Here is a 20,224-nt window from a genome sequence, read left to right as displayed (position 1 = left end):
CCGGCTAGTCTCATGATCATGCGAGCGAGCCGATTGGTGCAACTGCTGTTGTTGTTGCAGACCAGGGGGCGATCGACCGCCGGGGAGCTGGCGCAGGAGCTGGAAGTATCGGTGCGCACGGTGTACCGCGATATCGAGGCACTGTCCGCCGCGGGTGTGCCGGTGTACAGCGAGCCGGGCCGAGCGGGTGGCGTACAACTGGTCGACGGCTATCGCACCCGGCTCACCGGGTTGACCACCGATGAGGCCGACGCGGTGCTGCTCACCGGATTACCCGGCGCGGCAGCCGATCTGGGCCTCGGCACGGTGCTCGCGACCGCGCAGCTCAAGGTGCTCGCCGCACTGCCGCCCGAATTGCGCGGGCGCGCGACCAGAATCGCGGAGCGGATCCACCTCGACGCGCCGGGCTGGTTCCGCCGCCCCGACGAGACGCCGGCGCTCAACACCGTCGCCGACGCGCTCTGGCACGATCGCCGCCTGCACCTGCGCTACGGTCGCAAGGACAAGGTGGTCGATCGCGTGCTCGACCCGCTCGGCCTGGTGATGAAGGCGGGCACCTGGTATCTCGTCGCCCGTGAGGGCAGCGCCGTGCGCTCCTATCGGGTGAGCCGGATCGTCTCGGCCGAGCCGAACGGCGAAACATTCACCCGGCCGGTCGATTTCGATCTGGCCGCGCACTGGGCCGCGGCCGCGGCGGATTTCGCGCGGTCGATGCTGCGGGTCCGCTCCCGCTGCCGGGTCGCCGCGACCCACCTGCGTCTGCTGCGCCTGTGGCACGAACCCGCCGCGGTCGCCGAGGCATTGGCCTCGGCGACCGAACCCGATTCCGATGGCTGGGTGGAGCTCACCCTGGCTTCGGAAGCCTGGGACGTGCTCGCCCACGCCATCCTGCCGCTCGGCGAGCACATCGAGGTGCTCGAGCCGCCCGACCTGCGGGCCCGGCTGGCCGAGACCGCCGCCCGCATGCACGCCCGCTACCAGTCCGGCAGCGCGAACGGGTGACCTGTTAGGACGGCAACGTTCCTAAGCAGCGGGCAGAGTAGAAAGATGCTGGAGACATCGGCACGCTTGTTGCGGCTGCTCGCCCTGTTGCAGACGCACCGCGAGTGGACCGGAGCCGAGCTCGCCGAACGGCTCGGGGTCACCGGGCGCACGGTGCGGCGCGACGTAGACCGGCTACGGACGCTCGGCTATCCCGTGGACGCGACGCAGGGCACCGGCGGCTATCGGCTCGGGGCGGGCGCGGCGCTACCGCCGCTGCTGCTCGACGACGAGGAAGCGGTGGCGGTGGCGGTGGGGCTGCGCAGCGCCTCGGACGGGACCGTGGCGGGCACCGAGGAATCCTCGCTGCGCGCGCTCACCAAGCTGGAACAGGTGCTGCCGCCGCGACTTCGGCATCGGGTGCGCACCCTGCGCGCGGCCACCGTGCGGGTCGGCACGCCCGGTGCGGCGGCGCGACCGGAAACCCTGCTCGCGGTCGCGGAGGCCTGCCAACGCCACGAATGCCTGCGCTTCGACTATCGCGCGCACGACGGCACCTCGACGATCCGCACGGTGCAACCGCACAGCCTGGTCAATTTCAGCCGCCGCTGGTATCTCGTCGCGTGGGACCTCGACCGCGCCGACTGGCGTACCTTCCGTGCCGACCGTCTCACCCCTCGGATCCCGACCGGACCCAGGTTCACTCCCCGCGAGCCGCCGGAAGGCGGTGTGGCCGAGTATCTTTCGCGGCAGCTGTCGGCGAACTCCTGGCCCTACCTGGCAACGGTACTGCTGCCGGTCCCGGCGGCCGCCGCCGCCGAACGGATCTGGCCGGGCATGGGGGTGCTCGAACCGGTGGACGAGGGTTCCTGCCGCCTGCTCGTCGGCGCCGAAACGCCTGCCGACCTGGTCTGGATGATCACCTCGAACAATCTCGACTTCACACTGCTCAGCGGCCCACCGGAACTGGTCGCCGCGCTGCGGGCCCAGGCCGCGCGCTGCGTCGACGCGCTCCGCGAGTTCCCCGGTTAGCAGGTCCAATCGAGCACCTGGGCCGGCGATTTCGTCTGCACCGCGGCCGGCGTCAGCCGCAGCGCCAGGTTCCTGGAGGCGCAGACCATGCCCGCCGTGCAGCGCTCGGTACAGCGCGGACACGAACGGCTCACCGAGTGGATTCGCACCATGCTCACACACCCCGTTGCGGGGCCGGTCGTGGCGAAGCTGCTCGTCGACTATCTCGACGGCGTGGTGCTTCACCAGCTGGCCGGCCCCGCAACGGGGTTCGATGCGCATCAGGTGGTGGACCGCATGGTCCGCGCGCTGTTGCTCAGCTGACGATGGCGAACAGGACCGCAGCGACCGCGAAACTCACCACCGAGAGGATGGTTTCGAGGACGGTCCAGGTCTGCAGCGTCTGCTTGACGGTCAGGTTGAAGAACTTCGCGATGATCCAGAACCCGCCGTCGTTGACGTGGCTGAGGATGATCGAGCCCGCCGCGATCGCCATGGCGATCAGCGCGATCGACATCTGCGAGTAGCCGTGATCGGTCACCAGGGGCGCGACGATGCCGCCGGTGGTCACGATGGCCACGGTCGCCGAGCCCTGCGCGATGCGCAGCCCACAGCTGATGATGTAGGCGAGCACGATCACCGGCAGTCCGGCCGCGGACATGGTGTCGGCCAGCGCGGTGCCGATTCCGGTGGCGGAGATGACCTTTCCGAAGAACGCGCCCGCGCCGACCACCAGCAGCAGCATGCCGACCGGCCGCAGCGATTCGGCGGTGAGCGCGCTGAGTTCCTGCACCGTGGACCCACGGCGCACGCCGAGCACATAGAACGCGACGAGCACCGCGATCAGCAGCGCGACCGCCGGTGTGCCGAAGAAGGTCAGCACCTGCAGCAGCTGCGAATCCTTGTCCAGCAGTTGGGTACCGAAGGTAGCGCCCAGGATCAGCACCAGCGGGATGGCGATGATCGCGCCGATCAGCCCCACCGACGGCGGCGTCGTCGTCACGGTCCTGGTGACCGTGCCGGTGCCGCCGCCGGTGCCGTCGGAAACCCGCTCCCCCTCATCGGGAGCGGCTTCCTTGTCCTTGACGACCAGGAACTCGTCCGGCACCTCGACCCGCACGCGCTTGCCGATGTAGCTACCCCAGACGATACCCGCGGCGACGAAACCCGGTATGCCACAGACGAATCCCATCAGGATCAGCCAGCCGAGGCTAACCCCGAGCAGGCCGCCGAGCGCCACCGGACCCGGGTGCGGCGGCAGGAACGCGTGCGTCATCGACAGGCCGGCCAGCATCGGCATCGCGTAGAGCACCAGCGAACGCCCGCCGCGCTTGGCCGCGACGTAGATCAGCGGCGCCAGCACGAAGATGCCGATGTCGAAGAACACCGGGATGCCGAAGATGAGCCCGAGCAGACCCATCGCGAACGGTGCGCCCTTCTCGCCGAACAGGTTCAGCAGCTTGCCGGTGAGCACATCGGCGCCACCGGATCGCTCCAGGATCGCGCCGAGCACCGTGCCGAGGCCGATGATCACGGCGATATGCCCGAGGATGCCGCCGAAGCCGGTCTCCAGCAACGAATCACCGGCTTTGATCGCCGTGCCGACGATCTTCGACACCGGCAGGCCGGCGGCCAGCGCCAGCCCGAGCCCGGTGAGCAGCAGCGCGATGAACGGCTCCAGCTTCACCTTGATGATGGCGAACAGCAGCACTGCGATCGCGAGCCCGCAGAGCACGAGCAGCCCTGGGGTACTGGTGCGCAGCCAATCTACAGCGCCCATGGGTAGACCTCTCAATTCATGGATCGAACGAACGAGGCCGCGCGGTCGGCGATTTCGGTCCACCGTCCCGCCGCGACATCGGAGGGGGCAACGACGTCGGTACCTGCCGTGACGGCTAGTGCGCCCGCGGCCAGGAATTCAGCGGCGTTGCCCGCGTTGACGCCACCCGACGGGATGAGCGCAACATCTGGAAACGGACCACGCAGGTCCTTCAGGTAGCCGGGCCCGAGGGCCCGTGCCGGGAAGATCTTCACCGCGGCCGCGCCGAGATCGAGCGCGGTGAGCACCTCGCTCGGCGTGAAAGCGCCCATCACCACCGGGATGTCGTGCTGGGCGGCCACCTCGGCGACCTCCGTGCGCAGACCGGGCGTGACCAAGAACTGTGCGCCGCTGTCGATCGCGGCCTTGGCCTGTTCGCCGGTGAGCACCGTGCCGACACCCAGCACCGCGGCCGCGGCGGCCCTGGCGGTCGAGAGGTAGCCGAGCACGCCCGGCGTGGTGAAGGTGAGCTCCAGGGCCCGGATCCCGGAGGAGGCCAGCGCCTCGGCCAGCGCCACCGGATCGGGAATCTCCGGCGCGCGAACCACACTCAGCACCCGATCGGCGCGAATGGCCGCCATGGCGGTACTGCTCGGGCTCATCACACTGTCTCCTTTCGCGCGGCGTCCATGCGCAGCGCCCGCCCGGCGAGCGTGCCGGTCGGCGCGCCGTCGTCGATGGCGAAGCGCCCGTTGACGAGGACGTGCGTGATGCCGCGCGCCTGTTGTTTGGGATCGTCGAAGGTCGCGGTGTCGATCACCGCGGCCGGATCGAACACGACGAGATCGGCGGCGTACCCGGTGGCCACGAGGCCGCGGTCGCGCAGCCGGAGCCGTTGCGCGGGACGGCCGGTCAGGTGGTGCACGCAGTCCTCCAACCCGAGCACCCCGAGTTCGCGCACATACCGCCCGAGATAGCGCGGGAAGGTACCCCAGGCCCTCGGGTGCGGCCGAGCCGGCGCGAGCAGTGCGTCGCTGCCGCCCATGTGCCCGGGATGCACCATGATCGCGCGCACGTTCTCCTCGTGCCCGACGTGCTGCAGAATGCCGGTCGCGAGTTGATCACGTTGCAGCAGTTCGAAGAACACCTCGACCGGCGCCATCGCGCGCTCGGCGGCGATCTCGTCGATTCGCTTGCCGACGTACTCGTCGAGCTCCGCATTGCCGACACCGCTGATCTGGATGGTGTCCCATTCCACGGTCACGCCGTGACAGCCGTCGGACCCGTGCACGTCGACGTCGAGGGCGATGCGCGCCCGGGTCGCGGGGTCCGCGAGCCGGGCCAGCGCCGCGTCCGGACCGCCCGACATCGCCCAGCTCGGCAGCAGCGCGGAAAGCGTGGTGGCGCCGGGCAAGTAGGGATAGGTGTCCAAGGTGATATCGCAGCCGTCGGCCCTTGCCGCATCGATCAGCGCCAGGAACTCCGGTGCGCGGCCCCGGTTCACGTGGAAATTCATCGTGGCATGGGTGAGGTGCAGCGCGCAGCCGGTGCGTCGGGCGAGCTCGATCATCTCCGCGTACGCCTCGAGCGCGCCCGCGCCGTAGGAGCGGGTGTGCGGGGCGTAGAAACCGCCGAACTCCGCGACCACCTCGCACAGCGCGGCCAATTCGCCGGTGTCGGCATACATTCCGGGCGTGTAGGTGAGCCCGCTCGACATGCCGACCGCGCCCTCGGCGAGGCCCTGGGCGAGCAGTTCGCGCATGCGCCGGATCTCGTCCTCGGTCGCGGCGCGTTGCTCCGCGCCGACCACCAGCAGGCGCAGCGTGCCCTGCGGCACGAGGTAGGCGGCGTTGGGCGTGATGCCGCGGTCGAGCCGGTCCAGATACTCGGCCACGCTGCGCCAGGAGAAGTCGAAGTCCGCGGGATTGCCGTTCCACCCGGCGATCTGACGGCGCACCGCATCGAGGGTGGCGTCGTCGATCGGGGCGTAGGATAGCCCGTCCTGGCCGATCACCTCGGTGGTCACGCCCTGGCTGATCTTCGGGAAATGCGCCGGCTCGGTGAGCAGATGCAGATCCGAGTGCGCGTGCATATCGATGAATCCGGGGCACAGCACCGCCCCCGGCCCGGTCTCGACGACCCGGTCGGCCGCGGCGAACGCGCCGGGCGCGGTGATCTGAGCGATGCGACCGTTCGCGACGCGCACGTCGCCACGGAAGCGCGGCCCGCCGGTGCCGTCGATGATGTCGATCTCGCGAAAAACTATGTCCGTCATGGTGTCCGGCTCGTCAGAAGAAGGTGTGCAGGAGATCGACCACGCGCGGCGCCCCGGCGTCGGCGTCATCGATCACCGGGATGAGGCGCCACTTGTCGAACGCGGTGCACGGGTGCGAGAGACCGAACCGCACGACCGCGCCGATCGGCAGGTCGGCGCCCTCGGGCAGGCGCAGGAACAGGTGCTGGTCGTTGAGCGCCGAGGTCCGTGCCGCCGGATCGACCGGCGTATCTTCCGGTCCCGCAACCCGTTGCGGGACCGGAAGACCCTCATCGAAGGGCAGATCGCGCTTGCCCGCGTCCAGCAGCGCCAGGCCCGGCTCCGGCCGTGAGATGGTGCGCGCCCAGCCGTGCATGGCCGAGCGCAGCGGCTTGTCGGTGCGCGCCGCGGCCAGCGGAGAGATACCGGCGTAGAAGCCGTCGTCGTGGATGATGTACGCGCCCGAACGCAGCACGATGGTGGTCGGAACGCCTTGCGTGCCTTGCTCGTCGGCCACTTCGGCCAGCTGCTGCACCACCAGATCGGGATAGGCACTGCCACCCGCGGTGATGATGGCCGCACCCGGATAGCCGCCCGCTGCCGCGATTTCGCGGTGCAGGCGGGCGAGCTCGTCCAGATAGTGCCGCACCGTGTCCACCGCCTCGGGGGTGCGATCGTGCGCTAGCGCGCCCTCGTAGCCACCGACGCCGCCCAGCGTCAGCCGCCGCGCGCCGGAGATGGCCGCCGCGATCGCGTGCGCCTGCTCGACCGTGCGCGCACCGGTACGGCCATGCGGCCCACCGAGTTCCACCAGCACCCGCACCCGCGCCGTACCGGGCGCGGTGCTCAGCTGCCGGTCCATCAGCTCGACCGTCTCGACGCTGTCGGCCCAACAGACGAACTCGAATTCCGGGTCGTTCGCCAATTCCTCGGCCACCCAGTGCAATCCGACCGGATCGACCAGGGTGTTGGCCAGCAGGATCCGGCGCACCTTGAAGGAGCGGGCGAGCTGCACCTGCCAGACGGTGGCCAGGGTGATGCCCCAGCAGCCCGCGGCCAGCTGCTGCGCCCACAGCTGCGGCGCCATCGTCGTCTTACCGTGCGGCGCCAGTCGCACACCGGCGGCACCGGCCCAATCGGCCATCAGGGCGACGTTCGCCTCGACCGCCGACCGATCGATGGTCAGCACCGGCGTCTCGAACTGCGCGAGTGTCGGTGCGGTGGCGAGGAATTCGCGCGCGGTGCGCCCCCAGGCGGCGGGCGGCAGCCCTTTGTGCTCGGGACCGAGCCTCCGGTCTCCGAGTGCTGCTACGACGTCGTCGTCGATCACCACGGCATTCCTTCCCGCGCATTCCCGCGTCCATCTACATAGCTTATTGCTATTGCATATTTTGCAATGATTGTTGCGCATCGTGTTTCGTGTGGTTATTCTGCACGGGATGGCCTCTGGCCGCAAGCACAGGAAGGAGATCGGTGTGACGTGGCCTACGTCGACCCGCCCACGAGCGGTGACCGTCGGCGAGGGACTCGCTGTGCTGGTGGCACAGCCGGGTCCGCTGGAAGAGTCGGACACCTTCGAGCGGACCGCGGGCGGTGCCGAAGCGAACGTGGCTACCGTGCTGCCGCAGCTCGGAGTGGACACCGCCTGGCTGTCGCGGATCGGCAGCGACGGCTTCGGCCGATACCTCATCACCCATCTCGCGGCCCGGGGCGTCGACACCTCGGCGGTCGTCACCGATCCGACCCGGCCGACCGCGGTATACGTGAAGGAACGCGGCAGCGGTTCGGGCAAAGCCACCGACCTCGCCGAACGCGCCAGCCGCATGCTGTACTACCGCACCGGCTCGGCGGCCAGCGCGATGTCGCCCGCCGACCTCGACGCGACCGCGGCGGCGGGCCTGCTCGCCCACTGCGATCTCGTGCACTTCACCGGGATCACCACGGCGCTGTCCGATTCGACGACCGCGCTCACCGAGGCGCTGCTCGCCCTCCCCCGCGACGACCGGCTGGTGAGCTTCGATCTGAATTTCCGGCCCGCGCTGTGGGCGCAGCGACTCGACGTGTCCGCACAGGTGCTCGCGCGGCACGTGCGCGGTAGCGACGTGGTGTTCCTCGGCGCCGACGAGGCCGCCGCGGTGTTCGGCACCGGAGATCCCGACGCGCTGCGCGCCCTGTTCCCGGAACCCGCGCAGCTCATCGTCAAGAACGACGAGCACACCGTCACCGGTTTCGCCGGCGCCGAACGGGTGGAGGTACCCGCGCTCGGTCTGGAGGTCACCGAGCGGATCGGCGCGGGCGACGCGTTCGCGGGCGGCTACCTCGCCGCACTGCTGCACGGCAGGCCGCTGCGGCAGCGGCTGCGCTTCGGGCACCTGTGCGCCGCCGCCGCGCTCACCGGCACCGGCGACGGCGCCGAACTGCCCCATCCCTCGGTTCTGGAGCGGCTCGCCGACCTGGACGAAAAAGCTTGGGCCGAACTGCATTACAACGACACCGTCATCGAGAATGTGGCCTCATGAACCACCCAACAGTCAGTGAGACGTCGTCATGAGTCAGAGTTTGTCGCGTGCCTTGACCATTCTGGTTGCGCTCGGCGAGGATTCGCGGTCGCTGGACCAACTGGCCACCCAGCTCGGCGTGCACAAGTCGACCGTACTGCGGCTGCTCCAGACGATGGAGGCGCAGCGCTTCGTCACCCACGACAGCCAGCACCGCTACATGCTGGGGTCGCGGCTGTTCGAACTCGCCAACCGCACTTTGGAACAGCGCGACGTGCGTACCCTGGCGCGCCCACACCTGAGCGCGTTGAACGCCGACACCAAACAGACCATTCACCTCGCCACCTACGAATCCGGTGAGGTCGTCTACATCGACAAGCTCGACGCCACCCAGAGCGTGCGGATGTACTCCAGGGTCGGCAGACCCGCGCCGCTGCACTGCACCGCCGTCGGCAAGGTGCTCATCTCCGCGCTGCCCCGCGCCGAATGGCGGGCGATCGCGGAGAAACTCGACTACCACCCGTTCACCGAACGCACCATCCGCACCCCGGAGCGCTACCTGATGGAGCTGGAAAAGGTTGCCGCACTGGGCTATGCGGAAGACCACGAAGAACACGAGAGCTTCGTCAACTGCATCGGCGTCCCCGTGCGCAACGGCACCGGCGCGGTCGTCGCCGCGGTCTCGATGTCGGTGCCGGACATGCTGCTCGACCACGACCAGGTACTGGCCGAGCTGCCGCGCGTGCGCGCGGCGGCCGACGCCATCTCCGCCGAACTCGGCTGGGCACCCAGCCGCACCCCCACCGCAACGAAAGGCTAGCTGTTCCATGAGTGAAAAGATCGCCGTCCGCACCACCGACGCGCCCGCGCCCGCGCACACCTTCTCCCAGGGCGTGCGCAAGGGGCCGTTCGTGCAGGTCTCTGGGCAGGGTCCGGTGGACCCCGTCACCAACGAGTACCTGTTCCCCGGCGACGTTGCGGCACAGACGATCCGGACCCTGCAGAACGTGAAGGCGATCATCGACGCGAGCGGTGCGACGTTCGATGACGTGGTGATGCTGCGCGTCTACCTGACCACCCGCGACGACTTCGCCGCGATGAACGAGGCGTACGGCGAGTTCGTCACCGCCAATACCACCGGCGACGTATTGCCCAGCCGCACCACCGTATTCACCGGTCTCCCCCGCGCGGAAATGCTGGTCGAGATCGACGCCATCGCGATCGTCACCGAATAGGCCGACCCGACCGGCCCGACCCGCTCGTGCGGCAGGTCGGGCCGGTCCGGCCCTCAGGCTTCCGTGGGCGACCCGCTGCCGGCGGAGGCAGCCTCCTTGGGGTCGCCGGCGGAAGCCGGCTTCTGGGACGCGCTCGACGCGGCCTTCTTCGCCGCCGAGGCGGCCTTCTTCGCGGCGGGTGCGGCCTTCTTCGCCGCCGGCGCCGCCTTCTTGGCCGCGGGAGCCTTCTTCGCCGCGGCCGTCTTCTTCGCCGCGCCTGCCGCCTTGGTCGCACCAGCGCCTTCGGTCGCGCCATCGGCTTCGGCCGCTGCGGTCTTCTTCGCCGCCGTCCGCTTCGCGGGCGCCTTCTTCGCCGCGGTCTTCTTCGCCGCTCCCGTTGACCGCCCAGCCGTCGACTTCGCCGCGGGTTCAGTCGCAGTGGTCGATTCGGCCGCCTGCTCTGCCGCAGCCTTCTTCGCCACCGCCTTCTTGGTCGCGGCGGTCTTCTTGGCCGGGGCCGCCTTCCGCGCGGTTCCCGCAGCGGTCTTCTTCGCCGCCGTCTTGCGCGGTGCCCGCCCACCTGTGGTCTTCTTAGCCGCAGCACGACCGGCAGCAACAGCCGCTACCTCAGCCGCCGCGGAACCATCGACCCCCGTACCGCTTTCAACCTCCGCCGGTGCAGCAGCTTGCACCGCAACCCCGGCGGCCGCAACCGCGTCGGCGGTCTCGCCGCTCGCCGCGACGTCCTTCACCGCTGCACGAATATCGGCATCACCGGCGGACTCCACCGAAACACTCTCGGTAGCAACAGTCTCCGGCTCCGCCACTGCGGTCCCGCCAACACCCGACGCCACACCATCGGCCGACGACGCGGCACCGGTCTCAGCAGCTCCAGGCTCAACCTTGGACGAACCCGATTCGGCCACAGCCACGTCCGCCGCTTGCTCGGCCTTGGCCACGGCGTCGGCCTCGGACTCGGCCGAATCCGGGTCGGCCACAGCCGTGTCGGACTTGGCCTCGGCGCTGGCGATGTCGCCATCGGAGGCCGCGTCCTGTTCGTCGGCCGCGGTGGCCAGGCCGCCGTCGGCAGCCCCTTCCGTCGCGCGAGCCGGGTCGTCCGCCGCGGTGTCGGCCAACGCTGGGATAACCGCACTGGTCTCTGGCGAGAGGGGCTCGGCGGCGGCCTCTTCGGGCTTGGCGGCGTCTGTGGTGATGTCTTCGGCGAACGCTTCCTCGAGTTTGGCGAGGGCGGCGGCCTTGGCCGAATCGGTTTCGGGGAGGACCTTTTCGGTGATCGCGCTCGACGCCCCGGTGGGCTCGAGCTCGGCGGCGGGCTCGGCCGCGACGGCGGGCTCCCCGGCGACGGCCGCTTCGGATTCGACCGACGTCGCCGGATCCGCTTCGACCACGGCCGCTTCCGGCTCGGCCGAGGTCACCGAGTCCGCTTCGGCGGTGGCCGCGGCCTCGACCGAATCCGCGTCGGGCAAGGTCGTGACCGCGTCGAGATCGACATCTTCGACCAGACTGACGCCGGGGATGGCGTCGAGGAGCTGGCGAGTGTAGAGGTCGGAGGGTGTGGCGAAAACCTTTTCGGCCGGGCCCTGTTCGACCACCTTGCCGTCCCGCATGACCAGGACGTCGTGCGCGATGGCGCGCACCACCGCGAGGTCGTGCGAGATGAACAGATAGCTCACGCCGAGTTGCTGTTGCAGGGAGGACAGCAGAGTCAGGATTTGGTCCTGCACCAGCACATCCAGCGCGGACACCGCCTCGTCGCAGACGACCAGCGGCGACCCGACGGCCAGCGCACGCGCGATGGCGACGCGCTGGCGCTGCCCGCCGGACAGCTCGTTCGGGTAGCGGTGCGCGACCGCCGCGGGCAGCGCGACCTGCTCCAGCAGCTCGGCCACCCGGGCCCGCCGTGCGGTGCGATCGCCGACGCCGAAGGCCCGCAACGGCTCTCCGATCAGCTTCTCGACGGTCCACATCGGGTCGAGCGAGGCGTACGGGTCCTGGAACACCGGCTGCATCGCCCGGCGCGCGGCCCGCAGTCGCGCGCCGCGCAGCCCGCCCAGTTCGGCGCCGTCCAAGCGCACGGTGCCCGAGCTCACCGGCACGAGGCCGAGCACCATCCGCGCGGTCGTGGTCTTGCCCGACCCCGATTCACCGACGATCGCCGTGGTCCGCCCGCGCTCGATGGTGAACGACACGTCGTCCACCGCCTTGAGCACGCCGCCGCGCCCGCGGATCCGGTACTCCTTGCTGATGTGCGAGACCTCCAGAATCGGAGAGCTCTTGGCGTAGTCGGCCTTCGCGGCGGAATCGGCACCCGACTTCTCGGCGGATACCGCAGCCGCCGCACCGTTCGTGGCCACCTTGTCCGCGGCCGCGCTGTCGACCGTGACGCCCTCATCGCGCCGCGGTCCGATCAGCGCGGGCGCGGCCGCGACCAATCGCTGCGTGTACTGCTCCTGCGGATCGGTCAGCACCTGCCGGGCCGGGCCGGTCTCGACGATCCGCCCGTCCGACATGACGATGACCCGGTCGGCGCGCTCGGCGGCCAACCCGAGGTCGTGCGTCACCAGCAGCAGCGCGGTGCCGAGTTCCTGGGTCAGCTTCTCCAGGTGGTCCAGGATCTGGCGCTGCACGGTCACATCAAGCGCCGAGGTCGGTTCGTCGGCGATCAGCAGGTCGGGCCGGCAGGCCAGGCCGATAGCGATCAGCGCGCGCTGGCGCATGCCGCCGGAGAACTCGTGCGGGTACTGCCTGGCCCGGCGGGCGGGCTCGGGCAGTCCGGCCTGGCCGAGCAGTTCGATCGCCCGGCCGCGCGCCTCGCGACGCGAGCAGAGCCGATGTGCCAGCAGGGTTTCCGATACCTGGCGGCCGACGCGCGCGACCGGGTTCAGGTTCGACATCGGGTCCTGCGGGACGAGTCCGATCTCGCGGCCGCGCAGCTTGCGCAGCCGCTTCTCGTCCGCGTGCGTGATGTCCTCGCCGCGCCAGCGCAGCGTACCGCCGGTGACGTGGCCCGAGCCGGGCAGCAGCCCCATGATCGCATGCGCCAGTGTCGATTTCCCCGAACCGGAGGCGCCCACCACGGCGACCCGTTCACCCGGTTGGATGACCAGGTCCGCGCCGTGCACGGCGGTGGTGTCCCCAAAGGCCACGCGCAGCTCGCTGACCTCCAATAGCGGTTGTGTCATTTTCGCTTCCTCAGCGCCTTGTCTTCGGGTCGAGCGCGTCCCGCAGGGCGTCGCCGAAGAGGTTGAATCCCAAGCAGATGATCGCCAGTGCCACACCGGGGAAGATGCCGGGCCACGGGGTGCGCAGCAGGTACTGCTGCGCGTCGGAGAGCATGATGCCCAGGCTGGGCGCGGGCGGTTTGATGCCGAGCCCGAGGAACGACAGGATCGCCTCGCCGAGCACCGCGGTCGGCATGATCACCGTGGCCTGCACGATGATCGGCGCCAGCGAGTTGGGCAGGATGTGCTGACCGAGAATGCGCAGCGGGCCGACGTGCATCGCCTGCGCGGCGAGAACGAAGTCGGTTTCCTTGAGCCGCAACGTTTCCGCGCGCACCACCCGCATCATCACCGGCACCTGCGCGATGCCGAGCGCGATCGCCGCGTCGGTGAGTCCACCGCCGTTGATGGCGGTCAGTCCCACCGCCAGGATCACGAACGGGAACGCCAGCAGCACATCAGAGACCCGCGAGAGCACCATGTCGAACCCGCGCCAGTACCCGGCGAGCAGGCCGAACGGCACGCCGATGACCACCGCGCACAGCACGGAGAGCACGCCGACCTCGAGCGAGGCCCTGGTGCCGTAGAGCACGCGCGAAAGGATGTCGCGGCCGAGATCGTCGGTGCCCAAAGCGAATCCGACGGTGCCCGGCTGCTGGAACGGGGTCGAGAAGTGCACCTCGGCGGGCGAATACGGCGCGAGCAGCGGTGCGAACACACCGACGAAGATCACGATCAGCAGCAGGACCGCGCCGACCATGCCGAGCGGGTTGCCCCACAGCTGACGCAGCACCCGGCCACGCACCGCGGTCAGCAGCGGCGTCGCGACGGCGGGCGCGGGCCCGGTGTCGGTGACGGTGGGACGGGGTTCGGTGACTGTCATTGCGCCCTCCCGGACACTCGAACGCGGGGGTCGATCACCGTGTACAGCACGTCGACCAGCAGATTGATCACGATGTAAGCCGCGGCGATGACCAGCACAACCGCCTGGATCACCGGGTAGTCACGGGTGAATACCGAGTCCAGGGTCAGCTTGCCCATGCCGGGCAGGCTGAAGATGCGCTCGGTGACCACCGCGCCCGCGATGAGCCCGCCCAACTGCAGGCCGACGATGGTGGTGACCACGATCAGGCTGTTGCGCAGCCCGAAGCGGAAGATCACCGCGCCGCGCCCGAGGCCCTTCGCTCGCGCCGTACGCACGAAGTCGGCGGTGAGCGTCTCCACCATCGACGAACGGGTCTGGCGCTGCACCACCGCCGCGTGCGCGAGGCCCAGGATCAGCGCGGGCAGGGTCAAGAAGTAGATGCCGCGTAGCGGATGTTCCAGCGGCGAAACGTATCCCGAAGCCGGGAACCAGTTCAGCCGCACCGACAGATACAGCACCGCGAGGATGCCGACCCAGAAGGTGGGCACAGACAGTGCGAGCAGAGAGAAGCCGTTGGCCGCCCACTCCGGCCAGCGGCCGCGATACACCGCGGCGATCACACCACCGATCACGCCGGCCAGCACCGCGATGAGCATGGCGTAGACGGCCAGCTGGAAGGTCACCGGAAGCGTCGTGCCGATCATGTCGCGCACGGGGGTGCCGGTGCGGATCGAGCGACCGAAATCACCGGTGGCCGAATGCTTCACGAACTCGAAGTACTGCACGAGGATCGAGTTGTCCAAGCCGAGATCGGCGCGCACGGCGGCGATGGCCTCCGGGTTCGCGTCCTCGCCCGCCATCGTGGTCGCCGGGTCGCCGGGTAACGCCCGCACACCGGCGAAGACCACCATCGAGGCCAGCACCAGCGTGACGGCCGACTGCCATAGCCGATGGAAAACGTACTGCAGCATGGGTTTTCAGCCCTTCCGATCAGCGACGTATGCGGCCTTGCCAAGCCGCACCGTGCCGTCGGCGTATACTTCGACGCCGGTCACCCAGGTCGAGTGCACGGTGAGGTTACGCAGACGGTAGGTGTAGATGTAGGGGTTCTCCCGCTGGATGAGTCGTACCGCCTGCTCGTACAGCGCACCGCGTTGCGCGGTGCTGTTGCTGTGCGCGGCCCAGCCGAGCAGATCGTCCAGGGTCGAGGAGTTGAATCCGCTGTAGTTACCGGTCGAGCCGGAAGTCAGGAAGCGAGAGGTGTTGCCGTCCGGGTCGAGTCGGCCCGACCAGCCGAGGTAGAGCAGCTCATAGGTGCCCTTCTTCTGCGCGTCGAGCATGCTGGAGTACTCGGCGGGCACCAGCTCGAGGTCGAATCCGCCCTCGGCGACCGACGCGCGCAATTCCTTGGCGTACTCCAGCTGATCTTCGACGTTCATCACCTGCATCGTCACCGGGTACGGAATCTGCACGCCCGCTTCGGCGAGCAGCTCCCTGGACCGTTTCGGATCGAAGGTGGGGCAGACGGTGCTGGCCTTGGTCGCATAGGAGGTGCGGGGCGCGATCGGCGTGCACGCGGGCTCATACCAGTTGTGGAACGCCTTCTCGACCAAGGCTTCCCGGTCGATGCTCAGCGAAAGCGCCTGTCGCACCTTGGCATCGCGGGCGATCGGGGTGTTGATCTGTTTGATCGGCTTGCCTGCGCCGTCGACGTTGCCGATATTGACATACACCCCTTGGAATCCGAACGATCCCGATTGCAATACCCGGAGCTGGGGCAGCTTGGACAGTGCGTCGATATCGTCCGGTGACATGGTGTCGGCGACCTGGATATCACCGGCGCGCAAGCTCTGTGCCCGCATCTTGGCGTCCGGCATGATCCGGTAGGTGATGCTGTCGAAGTGCACGTTCTGCGCGTCGTAGTACAGCGGGTCGCGGGCGACCGAGATCGAGGTCTGCGGCACCCGCTTCACGAATTTGAACGGCCCGACGCAGACCGGATTCTCACCGAAGTTGTTGCCCGACTCCTTCAATGCCGCCGGTGACATGATCATGCCCGCCCGGTCGGCCAACGCCGCGGTGATCGGCGCGAACGGCTCGCGATACCGGATCACCACGTGCGAGGCGTCTTCGGTGTCGATCGCGCTGATCGGGCCCATCTCGCCGGTGCGCTGCGAACCCGGCATCGTCAGATGCCGTTCCAGGCTGGTCTTCACCGCGGCGGCGTTGAACGCGGTGCCGTCGGCGAATTCGATGCCGGTGCGCACCGGGATGGTCACCGTCAAACCGTCCTGCGAGATCGTCGGCAGCGCGGTCGCCAACTGCGGCACCAGGTTTCCGGACGAATCGTTGTCGTAGAGCTTCTCGCAGATCGTGCTCATCACGTAGCGCATATAGAGCGAGCTGGACGTCGTCGGATCCAGCTTGTCCGGATCGTTCGACAGGCCCATGATGAGGTCGCCACCCTCACGGACCGGCTGCGAGCCGACCGGCGTGCCGTAGTCGTCGACGTGCGTGACGATCGGGGTGACGGGTTGCGGCGATGCGCAGGACGCGAGCGCGACTGCTACCACGCCGAGGATCGCCATCCGTGTGAAGCGAGCGAGCATGCGCTACAAGATACTTCACCTTGTTGCACTTTTCTCACCCTCTATTCCTTTTTGTACATTGTTCTCATTGTGGTCATCGGATGAAATCGGCCGAGCCGAAAAGAATGGTACGGAAAATGGCGATCCGGCGTGTGCCGGACCGCTATTTCCTGAAACAGGTTAAGCTGGCTTCCCCCCGATTCGACTGTTCAGCTTTTCCCGCCCCCGACGAAGGCGGCCTTGCCGAGCCGCACCACGCCGTCCTGGTATGCCTCGACGCCGGTCACCTGCTTCGAATGCACGGTCAGCACCCGGATGCGGTAGGTGTAGACGTACGGGTTGTCCTGCTGGATCAGCGCGGTCGTCTTGCCGTACAACTCGGCGCGCTGCGCGGGATCGGTGCTGCGCGCAGCCTTTCCGAACAACTCGTCCAGCTCCGGGTTGCTGTATCCGGCGTAATTGCCGTTCGACCCGGTGGTGAGGAATTTCGTGATGTTCGCGTCCGGATCGAGCCGCCCCGACCAGCCGAGGTAGAGAATCTCGTAGGTGCCGCGCTTCTGCACGTCGAGCAGGGTCGCGTATTCGGTGGGCACGACCTTCAGATCGAACCCGCCCTCGGCCAGGCTCGCCTGCCAGGCCTGCGCGTAGCGCAGCTGGTCCGGCGTGTTCGTGACCTGCATGGTCACCGTGTAGGGCAGCTGTACGCCCGCCTCGATGAGCAGTTGCTTGGCCCGCTCGGGATCGTAGGCGGGGCAGGCGGTTCCGGCCTCGGTCGCGTACGTGCTGCCCGGCACGATGCCCGAGCAGGCCGGCTCGAACCAGTTGTTGAAGACGGTGTCGACCAGTGTCTTTCGGTCGGTGGCCAGCGAGAACGCCTGCCGGATGCGCGGATCCTTCGCGATCGGGGTATCGATCTGCTTGGTCGGCTTGCCGACGCCGTCGACATTGCCGATGTTGATGTAGGCGCCGTAGAAACCGAGCGAACCGGATTGCAGCAGCCGCAGATCCGGGTCCTTGGCCAGCGCGTCCACGTCCTGCGGCGAGATCGTGTCGGCGACCTGGACGTCACCCGAACGCAGGTTCGCCGCACGGATATTGGCGTCGGTGATGATCCGGTAGGTGACCCCGTCCAGGTGCACCTTCTTCGCGTCGTAGTACAGCGGGTCGCGGACCACCTCGATGGAGGTCTGCGGCACCCGCTTCACGAACTTGAACGGCCCGACGCAGACCGGGTGATCGGCGAAGTTCTTGCCCTCGTTCTGCGCGAGCGCGGCGGGCGACATGATCATGCCCGCGCGGTCGGCCAGCGCCGCGGTGAAGGGCGCGAACGGCTTCTTGAACTTGACCACCACGTGCGCCGGATCGGCCACCTCGATCCCGGCGATCGGCCCCATTTCGCTGGCCCGCTGCGAGGTTTTCATCGTCTGGTGCCGCTGCAGGCTGGTCTGCACGGCGGCCGCGTCGAACGGTGTGCCGTCGGCGAATTGGATGCCGGTGCGGACCGGGATGGTGACGGTCAGGCCGTCCTCGGAGATGGTGGGCAGCGCGGTCGCCAGCTGCGGCACCAGCTTGCCGGAAGAGTCGTTGTCGTAGAGCTTTTCGCAGATCGAGCTCATGACGTAGCGGGTGTAGAGCGAACTGGAGGTGGTCGGGTCGAGCTTGTCGGGTTCGTTCGACAGGCCCATCACCAGGGTGCCGCCCTCGCGGACCTGCTGCGTACCCACGGGCGTGCCGAAATCGTCTGTATGCGTTGCGGTTCCAGCGGGATGCTGGACCGGTGCGCAGGAAGCGAGCGCGGCGGCGGTGACGCCGAGCACGATCATCCGTGTGAAGCGAGCGAGCATGCGCTACAAGATACTTCAATACGCCGAATTTTTCGCACCCACCATTCTATTTTTCGCACATTGTTCTCCCGGCGGTGGCGACCGGAAACCACGGGAGCGAAAGAATGGCACGAAAAATAGCGGTCCAGCACCGCCGGACCGCTATTTTCATGACGCGTTGAGTTATCGCCCCGCGGCGTAGCCCTGCATGCCGCGCGGATTGGCGCCCGCGGAAAGGACCCCGGCCTCGGGATCACGGGCCACCGCGCACAACCGGCCCTCCGACCACGGCGGTCCCACATTGACCTGGTGGCCGCGCCGTTCCAGGTCGGCGATGACCTCCGGATCCATCCGCGATTCGACGAACACCGCGCCCGGACTCATCGCGCGCGGATAGAACGAACCGGGGAAGCTTTCCTGATGCCAGTTCGGCGCGTCGATCGCACCCTGCAGGTCCAAGCCGCCGCGCACGCGCTCGCGCAGCACCACGGACAGGAAGAAATGCACACTCCACTGATCCTGCTGATCGCCGCCCGGCGTGCCGAAGGCCAGCACGGCCTCCCCGTCGCGCAGCGCCATCGACGGGCTGAGCGTGGTGCGCGGACGGCGGCCCGGTTGCAGCGAATTCGGTAGTCCCGGCTCCAGCCAGGACATCTGTAGTCGGGTACCGAGCGGGAAACCCAGTTCGGGCACAACGGGATTGGACTGCAGCCAGCCGCCGCTCGGGGTCGCCGCGACCATATTGCCCCAGCGGTCCACGATGTCGACCTGACAGGTGTCACCCTTGGTGGCGCCGGTGGTGGCGACCGTCGGCTCGCCCGCACCGAGCGGAACCTCGGTCGCGCCAACGGAATTCGTCTGAGCATAGCCACTGAGTCGGGGCCGCAGGCCGTCCGGGCTGCCCGGACGCAGCTCGAAGGAGGCCTGCGGCCCGATCAGCGCACTGCGTTGTGCGTTATACCAAGGAGAAAGCAGTGTCGACATCGACACCTGTGCGCTGTCCCCGTACCACGCCTCTCGATCGGCCATCGCCAGTTTCGAGCCTTCGATGAGAGTGTGGTAGTACTCCGGCGTGCCGTACTCGAGCCGGTTCGGCAGCAATGCCAACTGCTGCAAGAACACCGGGCCCTGACTCCACAGTCCCGGCTTGGCCACGGTCCAGCCATTCCAGGTGTAGGTCACCGGATTCTCGTACGACGCAGTGAAGTTCGCGAGATCGTCGCCGGTCATGGTGCCGACGTGCCGTTCGCCCGAGGTGTCCATGGTCGGGCGGTCGCTGGCCGCGACCAGCGCCTCGGCGATGAAGCCCGCGCGCCAGATCTTGCGCGCGGCCTCGATCTGGCCGTCGCGATCGCTGCTCGCCGCCTCGGCCTCGGCGATCAGGCGGCGCCAGGTGGCGGCGAGCACCGGGTTGCGCAGCAGCGCGCCCGCGGCAGGCGGCTTTCCGTCGCGCAGGTAGAGCTCGGCCGAGGTGGTCCATTCGTTCTGGAACAGCTCGGCGACCGTCGAGACGGTCTCGCCGACCCGCTCGACCGCGGGATGACCGCGCTCGGCGTTCCAGATCGCGAACGACAGCACCTCGGACAGGCGCTTGGTGCCGTGGTCGCGCAGCAGCAGCATCCAAGCGTCGAACGCGCCGGGCACAGCGGCGGCCAGCGGGCCGGTGCCGGGGACCAGATCGAGGCCGAGCGCGTTGTAGCGCGCGATCGTGGCGGCGGCGGGCGCAGGCCCCTGACCGCACAGCACCCGCGGCGGGAGACCGGCGGGCGCGAGGATGATCGGCACCTCACCGGCCGGGCCGTTCAGGTGCGGCTCGACCACATGCAGCACGAAGCCCGCGGCGACCGCCGCGTCGAACGCGTTGCCGTCGTCCTCCAGCACCGCCATCGCGGCGGCGGAGGCGAGCCAGTGGGTGGACGACACCATCCCGAAGGTGCCCTGCAGGGTCGGTCGCGTGGTGAACACCAGATGAGTATCACCCGACGATCT

Annotated in this window: 15 protein-coding genes and 1 pseudogene; 6 read left to right on the top strand and 10 right to left on the bottom strand. The window is 68.7% G+C overall.

Translation table 11 applies throughout. The annotated features are described in order from the left end of the window. Positions 1-18 precede the first annotated feature (18 nt). From F5X71_RS12605 to F5X71_RS12595, 3 genes are all read left to right on the top strand, one after another. The gene (locus F5X71_RS12605; protein WP_167462105.1) at positions 19-1,002 is read left to right on the top strand and encodes a helix-turn-helix transcriptional regulator; all 984 of its coding nucleotides are present in this window, start codon (positions 19-21) and stop codon (positions 1,000-1,002) included. Positions 1,003-1,047: 45 nt separating this feature from the next. Continuing rightward, entirely contained in the window at positions 1,048-2,013 is a 966-nt protein-coding gene (locus F5X71_RS12600) for a helix-turn-helix transcriptional regulator (protein WP_167462104.1), read from the top strand. 87 nt (positions 2,014-2,100) lie between these two features. After that, positions 2,101-2,316 carry a hypothetical protein gene (locus F5X71_RS12595; protein ID WP_167462103.1) on the top strand — a complete coding sequence of 72 codons (216 nt, stop codon included), beginning with the start codon at positions 2,101-2,103 and terminating at the stop codon, positions 2,314-2,316. Here the strand turns inward: F5X71_RS12595 and F5X71_RS12590 are convergent. The 4 genes from F5X71_RS12590 to F5X71_RS12575 are packed head-to-tail and all read right to left on the bottom strand — an operon-like array spanning position 2,309 to position 7,335. Next, entirely contained in the window at positions 2,309-3,772 is a 1,464-nt protein-coding gene (locus tag F5X71_RS12590) for a GntP family permease (protein WP_167462102.1), read from the bottom strand. The two genes, F5X71_RS12595 and F5X71_RS12590, sit on opposite strands and share 8 nt — an antisense overlap. A gap of 11 nt (positions 3,773-3,783) precedes the next feature. Then, entirely contained in the window at positions 3,784-4,413 is a 630-nt protein-coding gene (locus tag F5X71_RS12585; protein ID WP_167462101.1) for a bifunctional 4-hydroxy-2-oxoglutarate aldolase/2-dehydro-3-deoxy-phosphogluconate aldolase, read from the bottom strand. Next, positions 4,413-6,026: an N-acyl-D-amino-acid deacylase family protein gene (locus F5X71_RS12580; protein ID WP_167462100.1), complete on the bottom strand. Its 1,614-nt coding sequence runs from the start codon at positions 6,024-6,026 to the stop codon at positions 4,413-4,415. Before F5X71_RS12580 ends, F5X71_RS12585 begins: the two co-directional genes overlap by 1 nt. Before the next feature lie 13 nt (positions 6,027-6,039). Further along, positions 6,040-7,335, bottom strand: coding sequence for an amino acid deaminase (locus F5X71_RS12575; RefSeq protein ID WP_428981469.1), 1,296 nt, complete (start codon positions 7,333-7,335; stop codon positions 6,040-6,042). Between the two features lie 145 nt (positions 7,336-7,480). Here F5X71_RS12575 and F5X71_RS12570 point away from each other — a divergent pair, with 145 nt between their 5' ends. From F5X71_RS12570 to F5X71_RS12560, 3 genes are read left to right on the top strand one after another with little or no spacing between them, the layout of a single operon-like run. Then, on the top strand, positions 7,481-8,524 hold the full coding sequence (locus F5X71_RS12570) for a sugar kinase (protein ID WP_238815859.1): 1,044 nt from the start codon (positions 7,481-7,483) through the stop codon (positions 8,522-8,524). A gap of 28 nt (positions 8,525-8,552) precedes the next feature. Beyond that, positions 8,553-9,323 (top strand): IclR family transcriptional regulator, encoded by a 771-nt coding sequence (locus tag F5X71_RS12565; RefSeq protein ID WP_167462098.1) that lies wholly within the window; start codon positions 8,553-8,555, stop codon positions 9,321-9,323. 7 nt (positions 9,324-9,330) lie between these two features. After that, positions 9,331-9,738 carry a RidA family protein gene (locus F5X71_RS12560; RefSeq protein WP_167462097.1) on the top strand — a complete coding sequence of 136 codons (408 nt, stop codon included), beginning with the start codon at positions 9,331-9,333 and terminating at the stop codon, positions 9,736-9,738. A 1,499-nt stretch (positions 9,739-11,237) separates the two neighbouring features. On the opposite strand, the pseudogene F5X71_RS36920 reads toward F5X71_RS12560, so the two are convergent. The 6 genes and pseudogenes from F5X71_RS36920 to F5X71_RS12530 form a co-directional block, all read right to left on the bottom strand. Next, a pseudogene (locus F5X71_RS36920) lies at positions 11,238-12,920 on the bottom strand (dipeptide ABC transporter ATP-binding protein); the annotation flags it as partial. A 10-nt stretch (positions 12,921-12,930) separates the two neighbouring features. Further along, positions 12,931-13,842, bottom strand: a complete 912-nt coding sequence (locus F5X71_RS12550) for an ABC transporter permease (RefSeq protein WP_167462096.1) — start codon at positions 13,840-13,842, stop codon at positions 12,931-12,933. Further along, positions 13,839-14,795: an ABC transporter permease gene (locus F5X71_RS12545; RefSeq protein ID WP_167462095.1), complete on the bottom strand. Its 957-nt coding sequence runs from the start codon at positions 14,793-14,795 to the stop codon at positions 13,839-13,841. Before F5X71_RS12545 ends, F5X71_RS12550 begins: the two co-directional genes overlap by 4 nt. A gap of 6 nt (positions 14,796-14,801) precedes the next feature. Continuing rightward, positions 14,802-16,433, bottom strand: coding sequence for an ABC transporter substrate-binding protein (locus F5X71_RS12540; RefSeq protein ID WP_167462094.1), 1,632 nt, complete (start codon positions 16,431-16,433; stop codon positions 14,802-14,804). Positions 16,434-16,621: 188 nt separating this feature from the next. Then, positions 16,622-18,256, bottom strand: a complete 1,635-nt coding sequence (locus F5X71_RS12535; protein WP_167462093.1) for an ABC transporter substrate-binding protein — start codon at positions 18,254-18,256, stop codon at positions 16,622-16,624. A gap of 162 nt (positions 18,257-18,418) precedes the next feature. Beyond that, positions 18,419-20,200: a gamma-glutamyltransferase family protein gene (locus tag F5X71_RS12530; RefSeq protein WP_167462092.1), complete on the bottom strand. Its 1,782-nt coding sequence runs from the start codon at positions 20,198-20,200 to the stop codon at positions 18,419-18,421. Between the last annotated feature and the right edge of the window lie 24 nt (positions 20,201-20,224).

The organism is Nocardia brasiliensis (assembly GCF_011801125.1).
Classification (GTDB): domain Bacteria; phylum Actinomycetota; class Actinomycetes; order Mycobacteriales; family Mycobacteriaceae; genus Nocardia; species Nocardia brasiliensis_C.
Note: the sequence above shows the minus strand (reverse complement) of the source record. Positions and strands in the feature narration are given on the sequence as shown.